Source organism: Nocardia sp. NPDC003999, assembly GCF_053604885.1.
Window position 1 is genome coordinate 295,429 of record NZ_JBSGIB010000001.1, and the last position, 16,633, is coordinate 312,061.

General features: G+C 69.3%; 17 protein-coding genes. 9 read left to right on the top strand and 8 right to left on the bottom strand.

The window, feature by feature from the left end; genetic code table 11:
• Positions 1–62 precede the first annotated feature (62 nt).
• Entirely contained in the window at positions 63–794 is a 732-nt protein-coding gene (locus tag ACWESM_RS01420) for an Rv2732c family membrane protein (protein ID WP_397276037.1), read from the bottom strand.
• A complete protein-coding gene (gene miaB / locus ACWESM_RS01425; RefSeq protein ID WP_356961491.1) occupies positions 791–2,344 on the bottom strand; it encodes a tRNA (N6-isopentenyl adenosine(37)-C2)-methylthiotransferase MiaB in 1,554 nt (517 codons plus the stop codon). The genes ACWESM_RS01420 and miaB overlap by 4 nt, the downstream gene beginning before the upstream one ends.
• A 259-nt stretch (positions 2,345–2,603) precedes the next feature.
• On the opposite strand from miaB, the gene ACWESM_RS01430 reads away from it, so the two are divergent.
• The 7 genes from ACWESM_RS01430 to ACWESM_RS01460 all read left to right on the top strand — a co-directional run bounded on the left by ACWESM_RS01430 (position 2,604) and on the right by ACWESM_RS01460 (position 8,965).
• A complete protein-coding gene (locus tag ACWESM_RS01430; protein WP_355071010.1) occupies positions 2,604–3,332 on the top strand; it encodes an amino acid ABC transporter ATP-binding protein in 729 nt (242 codons plus the stop codon).
• A 51-nt stretch (positions 3,333–3,383) separates the two neighbouring features.
• Positions 3,384–4,220 carry a glutamate ABC transporter substrate-binding protein gene (locus tag ACWESM_RS01435; RefSeq protein ID WP_355070239.1) on the top strand — a complete coding sequence of 279 codons (837 nt, stop codon included), beginning with the start codon at positions 3,384–3,386 and terminating at the stop codon, positions 4,218–4,220.
• 107 nt (positions 4,221–4,327) lie between these two features.
• Positions 4,328–5,008 (top strand): amino acid ABC transporter permease, encoded by a 681-nt coding sequence (locus ACWESM_RS01440; protein WP_355070237.1) that lies wholly within the window; start codon positions 4,328–4,330, stop codon positions 5,006–5,008.
• The gene (locus ACWESM_RS01445; RefSeq protein WP_452490667.1) at positions 5,005–5,907 is read left to right on the top strand and encodes an amino acid ABC transporter permease; all 903 of its coding nucleotides are present in this window, start codon (positions 5,005–5,007) and stop codon (positions 5,905–5,907) included. Before ACWESM_RS01440 ends, ACWESM_RS01445 begins: the two co-directional genes overlap by 4 nt.
• 200 nt (positions 5,908–6,107) lie before the next feature.
• Complete coding sequence (locus ACWESM_RS01450) at positions 6,108–7,628, top strand: flavin monoamine oxidase family protein (protein WP_452490669.1); 1,521 nt, start codon at positions 6,108–6,110, stop codon at positions 7,626–7,628.
• The gene (locus ACWESM_RS01455; protein ID WP_452490671.1) at positions 7,618–8,565 is read left to right on the top strand and encodes a DMT family transporter; all 948 of its coding nucleotides are present in this window, start codon (positions 7,618–7,620) and stop codon (positions 8,563–8,565) included. Before ACWESM_RS01450 ends, ACWESM_RS01455 begins: the two co-directional genes overlap by 11 nt.
• The gene (locus ACWESM_RS01460) at positions 8,513–8,965 is read left to right on the top strand and encodes a GlcG/HbpS family heme-binding protein (protein WP_355070229.1); all 453 of its coding nucleotides are present in this window, start codon (positions 8,513–8,515) and stop codon (positions 8,963–8,965) included. The genes ACWESM_RS01455 and ACWESM_RS01460 overlap by 53 nt, the downstream gene beginning before the upstream one ends.
• A gap of 482 nt (positions 8,966–9,447) precedes the next feature.
• Here the strand turns inward: ACWESM_RS01460 and recX are convergent, their stop codons facing one another.
• From recX to ACWESM_RS01475, 3 genes are all read right to left on the bottom strand, one after another.
• Positions 9,448–10,104, bottom strand: a complete 657-nt coding sequence (recX, locus tag ACWESM_RS01465; RefSeq protein ID WP_452490673.1) for a recombination regulator RecX — start codon at positions 10,102–10,104, stop codon at positions 9,448–9,450.
• 196 nt (positions 10,105–10,300) lie between these two features.
• Positions 10,301–11,344 carry a recombinase RecA gene (gene recA, locus ACWESM_RS01470; RefSeq protein ID WP_039799269.1) on the bottom strand — a complete coding sequence of 348 codons (1,044 nt, stop codon included), beginning with the start codon at positions 11,342–11,344 and terminating at the stop codon, positions 10,301–10,303.
• A gap of 170 nt (positions 11,345–11,514) precedes the next feature.
• Positions 11,515–12,537, bottom strand: coding sequence for an Lrp/AsnC family transcriptional regulator (locus tag ACWESM_RS01475; RefSeq protein ID WP_355070227.1), 1,023 nt, complete (start codon positions 12,535–12,537; stop codon positions 11,515–11,517).
• A gap of 98 nt (positions 12,538–12,635) precedes the next feature.
• Between ACWESM_RS01475 and ACWESM_RS01480 the strand changes: the two genes are divergently transcribed.
• Complete coding sequence (locus ACWESM_RS01480) at positions 12,636–14,045, top strand: MFS transporter (protein WP_364426840.1); 1,410 nt, start codon at positions 12,636–12,638, stop codon at positions 14,043–14,045.
• 68 nt (positions 14,046–14,113) lie between these two features.
• On the opposite strand, the gene ACWESM_RS01485 is transcribed toward ACWESM_RS01480, so the two are convergent.
• Genes ACWESM_RS01485 through ACWESM_RS01495 form a run of 3 tightly spaced genes read right to left on the bottom strand, consistent with a single transcriptional unit; the run spans position 14,114 to position 15,963 of the window.
• Positions 14,114–14,563, bottom strand: coding sequence for a nuclear transport factor 2 family protein (locus ACWESM_RS01485; RefSeq protein ID WP_452490676.1), 450 nt, complete (start codon positions 14,561–14,563; stop codon positions 14,114–14,116).
• 24 nt (positions 14,564–14,587) lie between these two features.
• Complete coding sequence (locus ACWESM_RS01490) at positions 14,588–15,472, bottom strand: pyridoxamine 5'-phosphate oxidase family protein (protein WP_452490678.1); 885 nt, start codon at positions 15,470–15,472, stop codon at positions 14,588–14,590.
• A 29-nt stretch (positions 15,473–15,501) separates the two neighbouring features.
• Positions 15,502–15,963 (bottom strand): VOC family protein, encoded by a 462-nt coding sequence (locus tag ACWESM_RS01495; RefSeq protein ID WP_355070219.1) that lies wholly within the window; start codon positions 15,961–15,963, stop codon positions 15,502–15,504.
• Positions 15,964–16,117: 154 nt separating this feature from the next.
• Between ACWESM_RS01495 and ACWESM_RS01500 the strand changes: the two genes are divergently transcribed.
• Complete coding sequence (locus ACWESM_RS01500; RefSeq protein WP_356962441.1) at positions 16,118–16,633, top strand: CGNR zinc finger domain-containing protein; 516 nt, start codon at positions 16,118–16,120, stop codon at positions 16,631–16,633.

The following is a 16,633-nucleotide window of genomic DNA, read 5'->3' on the forward strand; positions in this document are numbered from 1 at the left end:
GATCGAAACGAACAGCGGCCCCTCCCGGCTGGGACGGGCCGCTGTCGTATGGAAAGAGCCGGTCAGGAATCGCCCATGAGCCGACGACGGTCGCGTTCCTCCGCCGCCGCGGCGGCGTTGCGGCGCTGCTCCTCCGCGGCCAAGTGCAGCGCGGTGCGGCTCCACACCACCCGGATCCAGTGGAAGGTGAGCACGACGGTCACGATCGCGCCGAGGATCAGGCCGAGGCCGGGGCCCGCGCCGACGTAGTTGCCGAGCCCGGGCGTCTGGCGGTGCCAGATGGACAGCACGCCGAACACGGCCGCCACGGCACTGCCCGCGACCGCGACCCAAGCCAGCACCCAGCGGCGGGTCATCAGCGCCAGCATCGAGAAGCCGATGCCGAACACCACGACGAACCACACGAAGATCCGCGAGGGCAGCCCGATGTGCTCGGCCCGCGCGACGTCGGTGTTCAGCAGCACGTCGAAGCCGCGCGCCGCGCCGGCGTGCGACAGCACCAGCGAGGCCAGCAGCAGGAACACCGCGCCTGCCACGACCATCGCGCGGACGCCGGGATCGATCTCACCGGCGATCTTGCGCTCGACGGCGTCGAGATCGTCGCGGAACTGTTCGAAATCGGCGGTGCTCTCGACCGAGCTCACGGAATCCTCGTTTCGTTCGTCTGCGTCGGGGCTCGCCGGCTCGCGCCCCCGGTCGGCCGCGGACGCGCCGCGCTGGTCGTCGCCGGACGCGGGGACAGATCCATCGGCGCCACGGGTGGCGTCGTCGTTGTCCTGCGGGCTCGCGGTCATGCGTCGCAGCCGGTCGAGCAGCTCGCGGCCGCGGGTTCCGGGGCGGGTGCGCCGATGCGAGGCAGTCCGAGCCCGACGCCGATCGGCGCGGTCTTCGGGGTGACGCCGCGCTCGTGCGCGTCACCGGCGCGGGTACGGCGGTGGGTCTTGATCGCGGCATCGGCGACCAAGTGGTGCGGCGCCGCGGCGGTGATGTCCACCGTGATCAGATCGCCGGGGCGGATCGGCTCGGCCGTGCCGCCCGGGCGGAAGTGCACCAGCCTGCCGTCGCGGGCGCGGCCGCTCATGCGCGCGGTGGCGGCGTTCTTCTTGCCCGCGCCCTCGGCTACCAGCAATTCCACCTCGGTGCCGACCAGCTCTCGATTGGCCGCCAAGGAGATCTCCTCCTGCAACGCGATGAGCCGGTCGTAGCGCTCCTGGACCACGGCCTTGGGCAGCTGATCGGGCATGTCGGCGGCGGGCGTACCGGGCCGCTTGGAGTACTGGAAGGTGAACGCGCTGGTGAAACGCGCCTGCCGGACCACGTCCAGGGTCTCCTGGAAATCCTCCTCGGTCTCGCCGGGGAAGCCGACGATGATGTCGGTGGTGATCGCGGCGTGCGGCATCGCGGCGCGCACCTTGTCGATGATGCCGAGGTAGCGCGCCTTGCGGTAGGAGCGGCGCATCGCCTTGAGCACCCGGTCCGAACCCGACTGCAGCGGCATGTGCAGCTGCGGGCAGATGTTCGGGGTCTCGGCCATGGCCTCGATCACGTCGTCGGTGAACTCCGCCGGGTGCGGCGAGGTGAACCGGACCCGCTCCAAGCCGTCGATGTGTCCGCACGCGCGCAGCAACTTGGCGAACGCGCCGCGGTCGCGGGGTTCGTCCGGGTCGGCGAACGAGGCGCCGTAGGAGTTCACGTTCTGGCCGAGCAGCGTCACCTCGAGCACGCCCTGATCCACCAGCGCCCGCACCTCGGCGAGCACGTCACCGGGGCGGCGGTCGACCTCCTTGCCGCGCAGCGACGGCACGATGCAGAAGGTGCAGGTGTTGTTGCAGCCGACCGAGATGGAAACCCAGCCCGCGTAGGCGGATTCGCGCTTGGCGGGCAGGGTGGACGGGAACGCCTCCAGCGACTCCAGGATCTCCACCTGGGCTTCCCTGTTGTGCCGCGCCCGCTCCAGCAGCACCGGCAGCGAACCGATGTTGTGGGTGCCGAAGACCACGTCCACCCACGGCGCCTTGCGCACCACGACGTCGCGGTCCTTCTGCGCCAGGCAGCCGCCCACGGCGATCTGCATGCCCGGATGGCCCGCCTTGATCGGCGCGAGGTGGCCGAGCGTGCCGTAGAGCTTGTTGTCGGCGTTCTCGCGCACCGCGCAGGTGTTGAAGACGACGAGGTCGGCCGTCGCGCCGGGCGCGGCCTTCACGTAGCCCGCGTCCTCCAGCAAACCCGACAAGCGTTCGGAATCGTGCACGTTCATCTGGCAACCGAAGGTGCGGACCTCGTAACTGCGTGCTGTGCCCTCGGCGGGCGCGGGAGACAACACTGCCTGTCCGATCGAATCCACCCGTCCAGGGTACGGGGCGGCCTCCGGTGGCTTTCGCGGGCATCGACGCAGGCTCGGGGCGGTCCACCGCCGACGACGGAGGAACCGCGAAGTTACGCGCACATGTCGAATCGGCGTGGCGAGAGGGTGTGTCGCCGAAAGTCGGGCAAATTTCCGATTTTTGCCTAAGGTCATGACCATGACCGACGACGACGCCGCGCCCGCCACGACCGGGGACGCCTCTGCCGGGGCCGTCAACGCCGCCACCAGCGGCCCACCGATGATCTTGATGCGCAAAGTGGACAAACACTTCGGCGACCTGCACGTACTCAAGGACATCAACCTCGAGGTCCCCAAAGGGCAGGTCGTCATCGTGCTGGGCCCCTCGGGATCCGGCAAGTCGACGCTGTGTCGCACCATCAACCGGCTGGAGCCGATCGATTCCGGCGACATCGCCATCGACGGTGTCCCGCTGCCCGCCGAGGGCCGCGCGCTGGCCGCGCTCCGCGCCGACGTCGGCATGGTCTTCCAGTCCTTCAATCTCTTCGCGCACAAGACGATCCTCGAGAACGTCGTGCTCGCGCCGGTCAAGGTCCGCAAGATCAAGAAGGACGCCGCCCGGACCCGCGCCATGGAGCTGCTCGACCGGGTCGGCATCGCCGATCAGGCCGACAAGTACCCGGCGCAGCTGTCCGGCGGCCAGCAGCAGCGCGTCGCCATCGCCAGGGCGCTGGCGATGAACCCGAAGGTGATGCTGTTCGACGAGCCGACCTCCGCGCTGGACCCGGAGATGGTCAACGAGGTGCTCGAGGTCATGGTGTCGCTGGCCAAGGACGGGATGACGATGCTGGTCGTCACCCATGAGATGGGCTTCGCGCGCCGCGCGGGGAATCGGGTGCTGTTCATGGCCGACGGCCAGGTGGTGGAGGACGCGACGCCGGACACCTTCTTCACCGCCCCGAAGTCCGAGCGAGCGAAGGATTTCCTGGGCAAGATCTTGAGCCACTGACCTGCCGGACACAGCGGCCAGCACACCCACTGGATAGGGAGAAGGAACTCGATGAGGATCAATCGCGCTCTGCGCATCGGTGTCGGGGCGATCGCCCTGACACTCGCCGCCGCGACCGCCACCGCGTGTGGCGGCGGCGGCGACAAGTCCGCCCTGGATCACGCCAAGGACGGCAAGCTCACCATCGGCATCAAGTTCGACCAGCCGGGTCTGGGCCTGCGGAACAAGGACGGGTCCTACAGCGGCTTCGACGTCGAAGTGGCCAAGTACGTCGCCGGGAAACTGGGTGTGCAGCCGAACGACATCACGTTCAAGGAAGCGCCGTCGCCGCAGCGTGAGACCCTGATCGAGAACGGACAGGTCGACTACATCGTCGCCACCTACTCGATCAACGACAAGCGCAAGGAGAAGGTCGACTTCGCCGGTCCGTACTACGTCGCGGGACAGTCGCTGCTGGTGCGCGCCGACAACACCGACATCAACGGCCCGGACAACCTGAAGGGCAAGAAGGTCTGCTCGGTGAAGGGCTCCACCCCAGCCCAGAACATCGAGAAGAACTTCCCCGACACGCAGTTGCAGACCAACGACACCTACTCGCTCTGCCTCGAGGGCCTGCGCGCCGGATCCTGGGACGCGGTGACCACCGACGACATCATCCTGGCCGGTTACGCGGCGCAGAGCAGCGGCGCGTTCAAGGTGGTCGGCAAGCCGTTCACCACCGAGAACTACGGCATCGGGTCGAAGAAGGGCGACAAGGAACTGCGCGACAAGATCAACGACGCGATCGAGGCGATGATCGCCGACGGTTCCTGGAAGAAGGCGTTCGACTCGACCGTCGGCGCCTCGGGCTACCAGGCCCCGCAGCCGCCGACGGTGAATCGGTACTGAGCGTCCGCACCGTTCGCCTCAGCACGGGTGGCCCGTCCCCGACCGGGCCGGGCCACCCGCCGCACCTCCCCTGACCATCGCGACCCGATCGGAGGAACGCGTCCGCCGTGTTCGACCTGATCTCGAGGTACGACAGCCAAATCCTCGAAGCCTTCTGGGTGACCATCCAGCTGACCGTGCTGTCCGCGGTCGGCGCGCTGATCCTCGGCACCGTCGTCGCGGCGCTGCGCGTGTCCCCCGTGCCGGTCGCCCGCTGGGTCGGCACCGCCTACGTCACCATCTTCCGCAATACTCCGCTCACGCTGATCATCGTGTTCATGTCGCTGGGCCTCTACACGACAATGGGCTGGCGCCTCGCCGGCGAGGGCCCGAACTCGCTGGCCCAGAACAACTTCCGCTTCGCGGTCGTCGGCCTGAGCATCTACACCGCCTCCTTCGTCTGCGAGTCGCTGCGCGCGGGCATCAACACCGTGCCGATGGGCCAGTCCGAGGCGGGCCGCTCGCTCGGATTCGGCTTCCTGCAGAACCTGCGGCTGGTCGTGCTGCCGCAAGCCTTCCGCTCGGTGATCGCCCCGCTGGGCAGCGTGCTGATCGCGCTGACCAAGAACTCCACCATCGCCTCGGCGATCGGCGTCGCCGAAGCGGCGACCCTGATGGCGGAGATGACCGAAACCGAGGCCGCGGTGCTGGCGATCGGCGCGATCTTCGCGCTCGGCTTCGTGATCCTGACCCTGCCGACCGGCCTGTTCTTCGGCTGGCTGGCCAAGAAATACGAGGTGTCCCGATGAGCGCAGGCGCTTCGGTCCTGTTCGACGCGCCGGGCCCGAAGGCGAGGCTGCGCAACAACGTCTACTCGCTGCTGGTCGTGGTCGCCGTGGCCGCGACGAGCTGGGTGCTCTATCGCGGTTTCGCCGACAAGGGGCAATTCACCGCGGAGAAGTGGAAGCCGTTCCTGGAGGCGGAGGTCTGGTCGACCTACCTGCTGCCCGGTCTGCGCGGCACCGTCGTCGCCGCGCTGCTGTCCATCGTGTTCGCGCTGATCATCGGCATGATCTTCGGCGTCTTGCGGCTGTCGGACCATCGCGTGGTGCGCTGGGTCGCGGGCACCGTCGTCGAGGTGGCGCGCGCCATCCCAGTGCTGATCCTGATGATCTTCCTGTTCGCGGTGTACTCCCAGTACGACGTGTTCCAGTCCGAGGATCTCGCGCTCGCCGCGGTGGTCACGGCGCTGACCGTCTACAACGGCTCGGTCATCGCGGAGATCGTGCGCGCGGGCATCCGCTCGCTGCCGAAGGGGCAGACCGAGGCGGCCGTCGCGCTGGGCATGCGCAAGAACCAGCTGATGCGGTTGATCCTGCTGCCGCAGGCGATCACGGCCATGCTGCCCGCGCTGGTCTCACAGATGGTGGTCGCGCTCAAGGACTCGGCGCTGGGCTACCAGATCACCTACGTCGAAATCGTGCGCTCCGGCCAGCAACTCGGCGCGGCCGAACAGAACACGATTCCGGCGCTGATCGTCATCGCGATCGTCATGATCGCGCTCAACAGCGCGCTGACGCTGGTGGCGACCAGGCTGGAACGGCAGCTGCGGGCGCGCAAGCGCGGAAAGGGCGGCGGCGCGGTCCTCGCCGCGGACTCGGTCATCACCGATGCCGCGCCCGGCGTCGACCTCGGCCAGAAGCCCTGAGCCGGGCTGCGGAAACCTTGCCGCGCAAGCGAACTGGCTAGCGCGCGGCAATTCCGCACGGGTGCCGGAGTGTTGTGCTCGAGCTGAGCGCAACACTCGTGCCCTCGGCGGCGTCCCGTCAATCTCGTAGGCATACGCCGATCCCCGGTATTCCACCGGTGGGACGGTCATCAGCGCGTCATACCTGCGGGAGTTGATCGATGACCAGCCGTACCTCCGACCTTCTCTTCGACGAGTCCTTCTCCTTCCCCGGCGAACTGCGCCACCCCGGGAACGCGGGCCCCGCACGGGTCGCGGTGATCGGCGCGGGCGCGAGCGGTCTGGCCGCCGCCTACGAGCTGCAACGCCACGGTCTGGACGTGACCGTCTATGAGCGCACGGCACGCCCCGGTGGGCGGGTCCGCACCTGGCGGTTCTGGGACGGCACCCACGGTGAACTCGGTGCGATGCGGATCCCGGGCAACCATCACTGCACGCTGCACTACGTCGACGAGTTCGGCTTGGCCACCAGGCCTTTCGTCAACGCGAATCCGGATGCGTACTACCTGCTGCGGGGCCGTCGGGTGCGCAGGTCCCAGGTGGAACAGGTGCTGCCCGCCTACCAGCTGGAGGAGGCCGAGCGCACCGACCCGCTACTGGTGCTCGAGCGGCTGCTGCGCGCCGCCTGGCAGGGTCTCGGCGATCATCGGCGCAAGGCCCTGCTGGCCGGTGACGTGGCCGACCCGGAGCTGGACCGGCTCGCGGCGACCTCGCTGTGGCAGTTCACCCGGCAACGCCTCTCGCCGGACGCCTGGGATTTGATCGGGCATGCCAGCGGGCTGCTGCACTACGAGCACGCCTCGCTGCTGGAAGTGCTCGTGGATTACTTCGGGTTGTTCAATGTCGACCAACTGGAGCTGGTGGACGGCACCGATGCGCTCATCCGCGGTTTCACCGACGCGCTGCGCCCGGGCAGCCTGCGGCTGGCCACTCGCATCACCGAACTGCACGTCACCGGCGACGGCGTGCGGTTGCGCGGCGAGCGGCACGGCGCGGCGTTCACCGACGAAGTCGACTTCGTGATCTGCGCGGTACCCGCGCCCGGCCTGGATCAGATCGACATCTCCCCCGCGCTGCCCGCGCCCCAGCGGCAGGCGATCCGCGGCATCAGTTACGCCAGCAGCACGAAGACCCTCGTCCACGTCCGTGCGCGGCACTGGGAGCACGTCGACGGGATCTTCGGCGGCGGCAGCTTCACCGATCTGCCGATCCAGCAGGTGTGGTACCCGTCCGACAACGCCCGGCTCGCCCCCGAGTCGGCCCGCTGGAGTGCGGCGGATCCCGAGCGCTCGCACGCACCGGCCGTGCTCACCGCGGCCTACCTGTGGGAGAACAACGCCCGGCGGTTCGCGGCGCTGCCCGAGACCGACCGCACCAGAATCGTGCTCGCCTCGCTCGAACAGCTGCATCCCGGCCTGACCGCCGTCGTCGACGACGTCGTGCACTGGGCCTGGGACGAGCAGGTCGGCATCGGCGGCGGGGCGTTCGCCTACCTGGCGCCGGGACAGCACGCGCGCTACCTCGCGGAAATCGGCGCACCGCATCCGCATCCGGCGCCGCGGGTGTTCTTCGCAGGCGAGCATCTCTCGGTCGCGCACGCCTGGATCCAAGGCGCGCTGCAATCGGCGCTGGAGTCGGTGCGCCAAGTGCTGGATCAGGTGAGCGTGCCGCGTGCGGCTTGATCGCGCGACCTGGGTGCTCGCCTCGGTGAGCACCGTATGGGGCGCCAGCTACACGGTCACCGGCTGGGGTCTGCGCGAACTGGACGTGGTGACCTTCAACGCGATCCGCTTCGCCGCGGCCGCGCCACTGCTGCTGGTCCTCGCGTGCGCCGTGGAGGGCAGGCCCGCCATCGCGCGCCGGTGGTGGCCGCGGCTGGCGCTGTCGGCCGCGATCGGCATCGTGGCGTATCAGCTGGCCTTCAGCGCCGCGGTGGTGCTCACCACGGTCACCGAGTCCGCCATCCTGATCGCTTTGTCGCCGTTCTGGACCGCGCTGCTCGCGCGGCTGAGCGGTGAGCCCGTCCGCGCCGCCGTGCTGATCGGCGCGTGCGTGGCGATGGCAGGCGTGGTCCTGGTCGTCCTCGGCCGCGAGGCGGGCCACGCGGCGCCGAACCGCGCGCTCGGGGATCTGGCCGCTTTGGTCGCGTCCGCGCTGTGGGGCGCCTACCCGGTCGTCACCCGCCCCCTGCTGGTCGATCACAGCCCCCTGCGGGTGACGGCGTGGGCCTCGGTGATCGGCGCCGCGGTACTGCTGCCCGCGGCGTCCGCACTGGCACCGCCGCGCGATGCGCCGAGGCTTTCCGGAACAACCCTGGTATCACTGGCCTTTTCCGTGCTGGCCGTGACCATTTACGGCCTCGTGGCGTGGTACTGGGGCGTGCGGCGGGTGGGGTCGGCGCAAACGATGGTCTTCATGTTCGCGGTGCCGGTGGCGGCGGCGGTGTTCGCCGTCGCGGCCGGCGCAGAACGCGTCACCTGGCCGCAGGTCGCCGGTGCGGGGCTCGTGCTCGCGGCATTGACCTGTAGCCAACGCAATCCGAAAGTCCTCGACACAGGAGTAGGAAATGACGGTTACCACGACCTCGATCACGCTGGAACGCGCGACGCTCATCGTTAGCGAGGCGCTGGCCTACGGCGCCGCGCACGGGTTCGACCCGCTCACGGTGGCGGTTCTGGATCCCGGCGGCCATCTCGTCGCGTTACAACGCCAGGACGGCTCCGGCATCCTGCGACCACAGATCGCGATCGCCAAGGCCTGGGGCGTGCTCGGCCTCGGCGTCTCCAACCGCGAGATCGCCCGCCGCGCGGCGGCCGCGCCGACCTTCTTCACGTCGGTGGCCGCGCTCGCCGAAGGGCGCATCCTCGATGTCCCCGGCGGTGTCTTCATCCGGGACTCGGCGGGCGGGATTCTCGGCGCGGTCGGTTCGACTGGGGCCGCGACTTCCTTGGAGGACGAACGCGCCGCCGTGGCGGGTATCGAGGCCGCCGGTCTATCCGCCGATACAGGAGAGGTGTAGACCGACGATGCCGCACCCGAAACCCGCGCAGCGTTGCACCTCCGCCGCGGCGGTACGAAGGGTACAGACCTCGACCGCCGCGGGCCGGGCCCCGATCGGCTGTCCGAGCAGCGACAATCAGCAAACCGATCGAAAACGCCGTAGTCGCCCGCGTTTTCGCTAGCACGGCGGCTGCGCCGGGCCGTACCCCGAGCAGTAGCCGCACACCGACCATCCGTATCCCGCACAGCCGACCGGCGTGGAGCGCAGTTGTGAGCGGGATAGGGCTTCCCCCCACCGGGCCGGATCCGGTCGGCGCCCACCGTGCGCGCTCCCCCGCACGACCACACATCGCTTCGGCAGCGGTGACCGTGCCGATTCCGGTGAGGTCGGTACCGCCGACGAACTTCCACCAACTCGCTTGGTTCGACTGCCTCAGGTATACGACAACGCCTCGACCTGGTGAAGCACGGCTCCGATCGCCGGGAGCCGCATGGGCGAGTTCAGTCGATGGTCTCGTCGAGATCGCCCTCGAACCCCTGATCGGCCAGTTCGGCCTTGACCACCCGATACGCCGTGGACTGACCGTAGCCACGGCGGGCGAGCATGCCGACGAGGCGGCGAATCATCTTGTCCCGGTCCAGATCTCGCGGCAGAGAGCGCAATTTGCGGCGGACCAGCTCGGCGGCGCGGGTTTCCTCGTCGTCGGTGGTGATGGCGTCGAGGGCGGCCACGGCATCCGATTGCGCGACGCCCTTGCGCCGAAGTTCTTGCGCGAGCGCCTGCTTGCCTTTACCGGAGAAGGTGTGCCGGGAGTGCACCCATTGCTCGGCGAAGGCGGCGTCGTCGACGAGACCCACTTCGCCGAGGCGATCGAGCGCCCGTTCGCTCACTTCGGCCGAGTACCCCTTGGCGGCCAGACGCTGAGCCAGCTCGGCACGGCTGCGGGCGCGAACGGCGAGCAATCGGAGACACGCCTCCTTCGCCTGTTCGACCGTTCCGGCTTCGGATCCGGCCGCTCCCGGATCGGCCGTTGGTCCTTCGGTGAGACCGGAGTCGGCCGAGGCCGAGCCGATACGCGCCCGCGCACCCCGGGGACCACGACGGGACCCAGCCGGGCGCGCCCGCTGCGGATCGGACGCGCCCGGCCGAGTTCCCATGGTGTCCGGCGCAACCGAACCACCTTCGGCCCTCCGGACGAGCTCGGCATCCTGTCCGCGGGACCGGGCACCGTCTGGCGAACCGGAAGCGGACAAGAGTTCTTCCAGCCGACGCCGCATCTCCTGCACCGCGTCGGCCCGTGGCCGCCCGGAATCGGCCGGACCCGTTCCGGGCGAGCGACGGCTGTGCGTCGGCTCAGAAATCGGCGGGCACCTCCGCGGCCGCATCGGCCGTCACGTCGGCGCCGATGCCGAGCTTCTCCTTGATCTTCTTCTCGATCTCGTCGCGGACGTCGACGTTCTCCAGCAGGAACTTGCGGGCGTTCTCCTTGCCCTGGCCGAGCTGATCGCCCTCGTAGGTGTACCAGGAGCCGGACTTGCGGATGAAGCCCTGCTCGACACCCATGTCGATGAGCGAGCCCTCCTTGGAGATGCCGTGCCCGTAGAGGATGTCGAACTCGGCCTGCTTGAACGGCGGGGAGACCTTGTTCTTCACGACCTTCACGCGGGTGCGGTTGCCCACCGCGTCGCTGCCGTCCTTGAGCGTTTCGATGCGGCGCACGTCCAGGCGCACCGACGCGTAGAACTTCAGCGCCTTGCCGCCGGTGGTGGTCTCCGGCGAGCCGAACATCACGCCGATCTTCTCGCGCAGCTGGTTGATGAAGATCGCGGTGGTGCCGGAATTGTTCAGCGCGCTGGTCATCTTGCGCAGCGCCTGACTCATCAGGCGGGCCTGCAGACCGACGTGGCTGTCGCCCATCTCGCCCTCGATCTCGGCGCGCGGCACCAGCGCGGCCACCGAGTCGATGACGATGATGTCGATGGCGCCGGAGCGCACCAGCATGTCGGCGATCTCCAGCGCCTGCTCACCCGTGTCGGGCTGGGAGACCAGCAGCGCGTCGGTGTCGACGCCCAGCTTGCGGGCGTAGTCCGGATCGAGCGCGTGCTCGGCGTCGATGAACGCCGCCACGCCGCCCGCGGCCTGCGCGTTGGCCACCGCGTGCAGCGCCACGGTGGTCTTACCCGAGGATTCCGGGCCGTAGATCTCGACGATGCGGCCGCGCGGCAGGCCGCCGATGCCCAGCGCCACGTCGAGCGCGATCGAGCCGGTGGGGATCACCGAGATGGGCTGGCGCGCCTCCTCGCCGAGGCGCATGACGGCGCCCTTGCCGAAGCTCTTCTCCACCTGGGCCAGCGCGAGTTCGAGCGCCTTGTCCCGGTCGTACGCCTGTGGTGCCATGGTCCTGCTCCCCTTTTCGACGGGTAAGTCTCGTTCTGTGGTTGGCGCCTACAGTAGAGCGCGGCACCGACAAGTTCTGGCGACCAGCCTAGACGAACAGGTGTTCGAGTCAAGCGACGCGCCCGGCGCGCAGCACACCGCTCGCGCCCTCTCCGGCGAACGCCGCGCGATCAGCGCACCAGGGCGATCCGGTCGGTGTCCAGCAGCGTCTGCGCCTGTTTGAGCACGCGCAGGGAAGGCGTCACTTCCACGTCGGTGATCCCGTCCAGCGCGCCGAGGCGCTCGGTCACGTACCGGTAGAGATCCGCGGTGTCGCGGCAGATGATCGAAGCGAACACATTGGACGGCCCGGTGGTGGCGGCGACGAACACGATCTCCTGGTGCGTCGCCAGCGCGCGCCCCACCGCGTCCAGATCGGCGGGCCGCACGCGCAGCCAGAGCGCGCCGCGCACGCCGTAGCCCATCCGCTCGATCGCGAAATCGACGTCGAAGTACAGCACGCCCGCCGCGGTCAGCTCGGCCATGCGCCGCGCGACTCGCGGCGCTGTCCACCCGGTTTCGGCCGCGAGCTGGGCGTACGGAGCGCGCCCGTCCCGGCCGAGCAGCGTGAGCATCGCCTCGTCGGCCGCCGAAAGATGCACCGGTGCGTCCGGTCCCGCGTCCGCGGTCCGGGGCCGGGCGGGGCCGAGTGCGTCGAGCTGGGCGGCGGTGAGCAGGTGCCGATAGCGCGGCCACTCCTCGTCGAGCGGAAAACGATGGATGACCTCGTACGCGGTCAGCGCCAGCACTTGCGGGGCGCGCGGCAGGATCTGCAACAGCAGCGCGTCGCGCCGCTCGATCGAGCGCGGCCTGCCCACGCAGGTCACCTCGGAGCCGGTGGACAGCAGGGTCACCCAGCTCAGATCCGGGAACCGGGACAGGGATTCGGCCAGCCGCAGCGCTTTGTCCGGTGTCGATTTCAAGCGCAGCACCCAGCGCGCGTGACCGAGCGGCGCCGCGTTCACCTGTCCGGCCACGTGCAGGATGCCGCATTGCCGCAGCGCGCGGTAACGCCGCGCCACCGTCTGCTCGGAGACGCCGAGAGCGCCGCCCAGCCGGGCGAACGGCATCCGGGCGTCGTGAACCAGCGCGTGCACGATCTGTTTGTCCAGGACATCCAGATCAGAAGATTCCCTCGGGCCATCGTCGCGCACAGGAGGAATCTAACGCAATTGCCGCTGTGGCTAGGCGGATCCGTCCGATTGCCGCACGCTTGGCGTCGAAATCATTCGAATCCGCCGTGGAGGCTCCCGTGAGGAAATGGCTCCCCCTGTTCGCCGCGTGCCTCGGCACGCTGATGCTGCTCATCGACGTCACCATCGTGAACGTCGCCCTGCCGGATATCGCCGCCGATCTGGACACCGGATTGTCCGGCTTGCAGTGGGTGGTGGACGGCTACGCCTTGGCGCTGGCGGCGCTGCTGCTGGTGCTCGGCTCGCTCGCCGACCGGGTCGGCGCGAAGCACGCCTACCTGGCCGGACTGGTCGTCTTCGCGATCGCGTCGCTCGGGTGCGGCGTCGCCGAGAACGCGGCGGCCCTCGTCGCGGCGCGGGCGCTGCAAGGCGTCGGCGGCGCGGCCATGTTCGCCACCACGCTGTCGCTGCTGCACGCCACCTACACCGGCCGTGACCGCGGCGTCGCCTTCGGCGTCTGGGGCGCGGTGTCCGGTGCGGCGGCGGGCATCGGAGTGGTGCTCGGCGGCGTGCTCACCGAGGCGTTGTCGTGGCGCTGGATCTTCTTCGTCAACCTGCCCATCGCCGTGCTGGCGATCGGGCTGACCGCCACCGTGTTCCCGCCCGTCCAGCGGCGCGTGGGCCGAGCGGTGGACCTGCCGGGCATGCTGGCCTTCGCGACCGCGGCGACGGCGGTCACCTACGGTGTCATCCGCGGCGGCGAGCACGGCTGGACGGACGCGGCCGCGGTGACGGCGTTCGCGCTGGGCGCCGCCGCGACCGCGATCTTCGGCTGGGTCGAAGCGCGCGGCGCCGCACCGATGTTCCCCTTGGCACTGCTGCGCAACCGCGATTTCGGCGCGACCCTGTTCGGCGCGTCCGGACAGACGTTCGCCGCGTTCGCGAGCACTCCCCTGGTCTCGCTGTGGCTGCAACAGCAACTGCGCATGTCGCCCCTGCACGCGGGTCTGGCGATGCTCCCGATGGCCGCGACCGCGTTCGTGGTGGCGGGCGCCTTCGGTCGGCTGCTGCACGATGTCGCGCCGAAATGGACCATCGGCGCGGGGTTGGTGGTGGTCGGCCTGGGCAGTTGGCTGCTGATGATCGTCGGCGCCGAGTCCTCCTGGGTCGCGCTGATCCCGGGATTCGTGGTGATCGGCATCGGGATCGGCGTCAACGCGCCCGCGCTGGTCTCGGTCGGCATGGCGGCGGTCGCCCCGGAGCAAGCGGGCACCGCCGCGGGTGCGGTGAACACTGCCCGGCAACTGGGCCTAGCGCTCGGCGTCGCGGTGCTCGGCACCGTCTTCCGCGGGGTGGCCGACGCCGCGCAGCCGATGACGTCGCCGCACTTCGTCGCCGGGCTCGACGCGGCGTTCGGCATCGCGGCGGCGGTGGGCATGGGATTCGGACTGGTCGCGTTCGGACTGTTCCACCGGAAGCGCGCGGACGCCGGATCGCCCGAAGCCGAGCGGCAGGCCGTCGCCGCCTGATCGCGATCCGGCACGAAGAGACGGCGGCGTCCCGGACGGGCGCCGCCGTTTCCCGTGCCCCGGCGGCCCTAACGCTGCGGCAGCACCGACTCGTCACCAGGCTCGCGTGGCCCGAAGATGCGCCGCTCGGATTCCCCGATCGGGACATCGTTGATGCTGGCCTCACGCCGGGAGATCAGCCCGTCCGGCGCGAACTCCCATTGCTCGTTGCCGTAGCTGCGGAACCACCGGCCGGACTCGTCGTGCCATTCGTACTGGAACCGCACGGCGATGCGGTTGCCGTGGAAGGCCCATAGATCCTTGCGCAGCGCGTAGCCGTTCTCGATGGACCACTTCCTGGTGAGGAACTCGACGATGGCGTCACGGCCGGTGAAGAACTCGTCGCGATTGCGCCACACCGAATCTTCGGTGTACGCGGCGGCGACCCGTTCGGGATCGCGCGTGTTCCAGGCGTTTTCCGCAGCCCGCACCTTGGCTTCGGCGGATTCCGCGTCGAACGGGGGTAGCGGAGGTCGCATGGGACAACTCCTTTTCTCGAAGTCTCAGGGATTCACGGGAGAAAGTTCGGCAGGGCCCCATCGCAGCGCTCCCGTGGATCGCTCGACCACCTCTTCGATGGTGAAATCGAGGGAGCACTGCGCGCCCGCCGTGAAGGTCTCGGCTGCCCAGACCAACTCGGCCGTGCCGGTGAGCTGCAACGTGGCGCCCGTGGACCAGTCCGGGATCAGGATCCCGCAGCGGGGGTTGACCGCGAGGTTACCGAGCGTCATGAACATCGAATTGCCCCGATAGTCCGGCCAGCGCAGCCGCGTAGGCGAGAGCACTTGCAGGAAGCCGGGATTCCCGCCGCGATGCGAGGCGTCGGCGTTGCCTTCCTCGTCCGCGGTCGCGACGAAGAACGTGTCGGCCGAGGCGATCGCGGACCGCTGCTCGGCATCCAATTCGACACCGCGACGCACCGCGGGCGTCGTAGCGCCGGGCGTGTAGCTCGCGACGTCCCGGCGGGAGATGTACTTGGGACAATTCGAGTACACCTGATCGGTGACTATGCGCACGCCCGCGTCCTCCGGCGCGGACCTCCCATTGACGCGCATCCGCCTGCGCCGCTGCGGTTGCAGGGCGATCATGCCGACGCGAGACCGGCGGGTCAGCGCTTCGTGCAGCGGGTCGGCGGCAGCGGGCATGGTGCCGATCGAAATGGTCCGGTCGTCCACCGCTCGGACGAATCCCGGCTGCCCGACCAGCTCGCTCGCCCACAGCCTGCCCGCCGCGTCGGCGGCGGCGAGCACCACCATCCGCTGTTCGGCCAGGAACTCGGCCGCGACCGCGGGGATATCGGCGCGGATCATGCGACCGACCCGTCCGGCGATGTCCGCCTGCCCCATCCGGCGCTGCACGGCGACCTCCCCGCGGTGGAACGCCTCCATCGCGATACTCCCTTCGCTACGCGGCCGGATCAGAAGAAGCCGCAGGTCGGTGCCGCACCGCTGGGCGCGGGAGCGGATTCCGCGCCACTGGGCGCGTACACCTCCAGCCGGATGCCGTCGGGATCGGTGAAGAAGATCCCACCGGAGGCGACGCCCTCGCCGTGCGCCACCACGCCGTCGTGGGCGAAGGTGACCGAGAGTTCACGCAGCACCCGTTCCACCGCGCGTACCTCGTCGATGCTGTCGACCTGGAACGAAAGATGATGCAGCCCAGGCGTTTCGGTGGAGAACGCGCCGCCGCTCTGCTGCCACAGCGTGACCACCAGCTTGCCGTCGCGACCGAGGAAGGCCCAACGGCGCTGCTCGTCGGCGCTCGCGGCGAGCTGTTCGAAACCAAGGGCCCGGCGGTAGAAGTCCACCGAACGATCCAGATCCGAGACGTTCAGGCCGATGTGCCCGGTGCTGAGCTGAGGCGCGGCAACCGTGGTCATGAGTTCCTCCTCGGAAGATTCAACCGCCTTATGCGGTTTCACTGGTTAGAACGTACCGACCCGGGAACAATGGTGTCAACCATCTAAATAATTTTCAACGGTTAGAAAGGAGGTGACGGCCGTGGACGACGGCGCCCACTCGGTACCCTCGGGCATGCCCGATCCACGCCCCCACCTCGGTGAACCCCTGGCGCTCGATCTGCTGAACACGAGATGGATCGAGCACGGACCACAGGACCTGCTCACCGATGTCACCGGCCTGCACACCTGGCTGGCGTCGGCGGGCCTCACCGATCGCGCGACCGCCGACGAAGCCACCTTGAACGCGGTGCTGACCGCCCGGACCGCCATCTACGACGTGGTGGTGCACGCTTCCCCCGCCGGACTCAACGACGTGCTGGAACACGGCCGCGTCCGCCGCGCGCTCACCGCGTCCGGGCCCGCCGACCTGGTGGACGTCCCGGAGCAAGCTTGGTTGCCCGGCTGGCTGGCTGCCGACAATCTGCTGGAGCTGCTGCGCACCGCACCCGATCGGATCCGCCAATGCGCGCATCCGGAGTGCGTGCTGTTCTTCTACGACACCTCGAAGAACGGAACCCGCCGCTGGCACTCCATGGCCACCTGCGGCAACCGCACCAAAGCGGCGCGGCACTACGCGCGAAAACCCTGA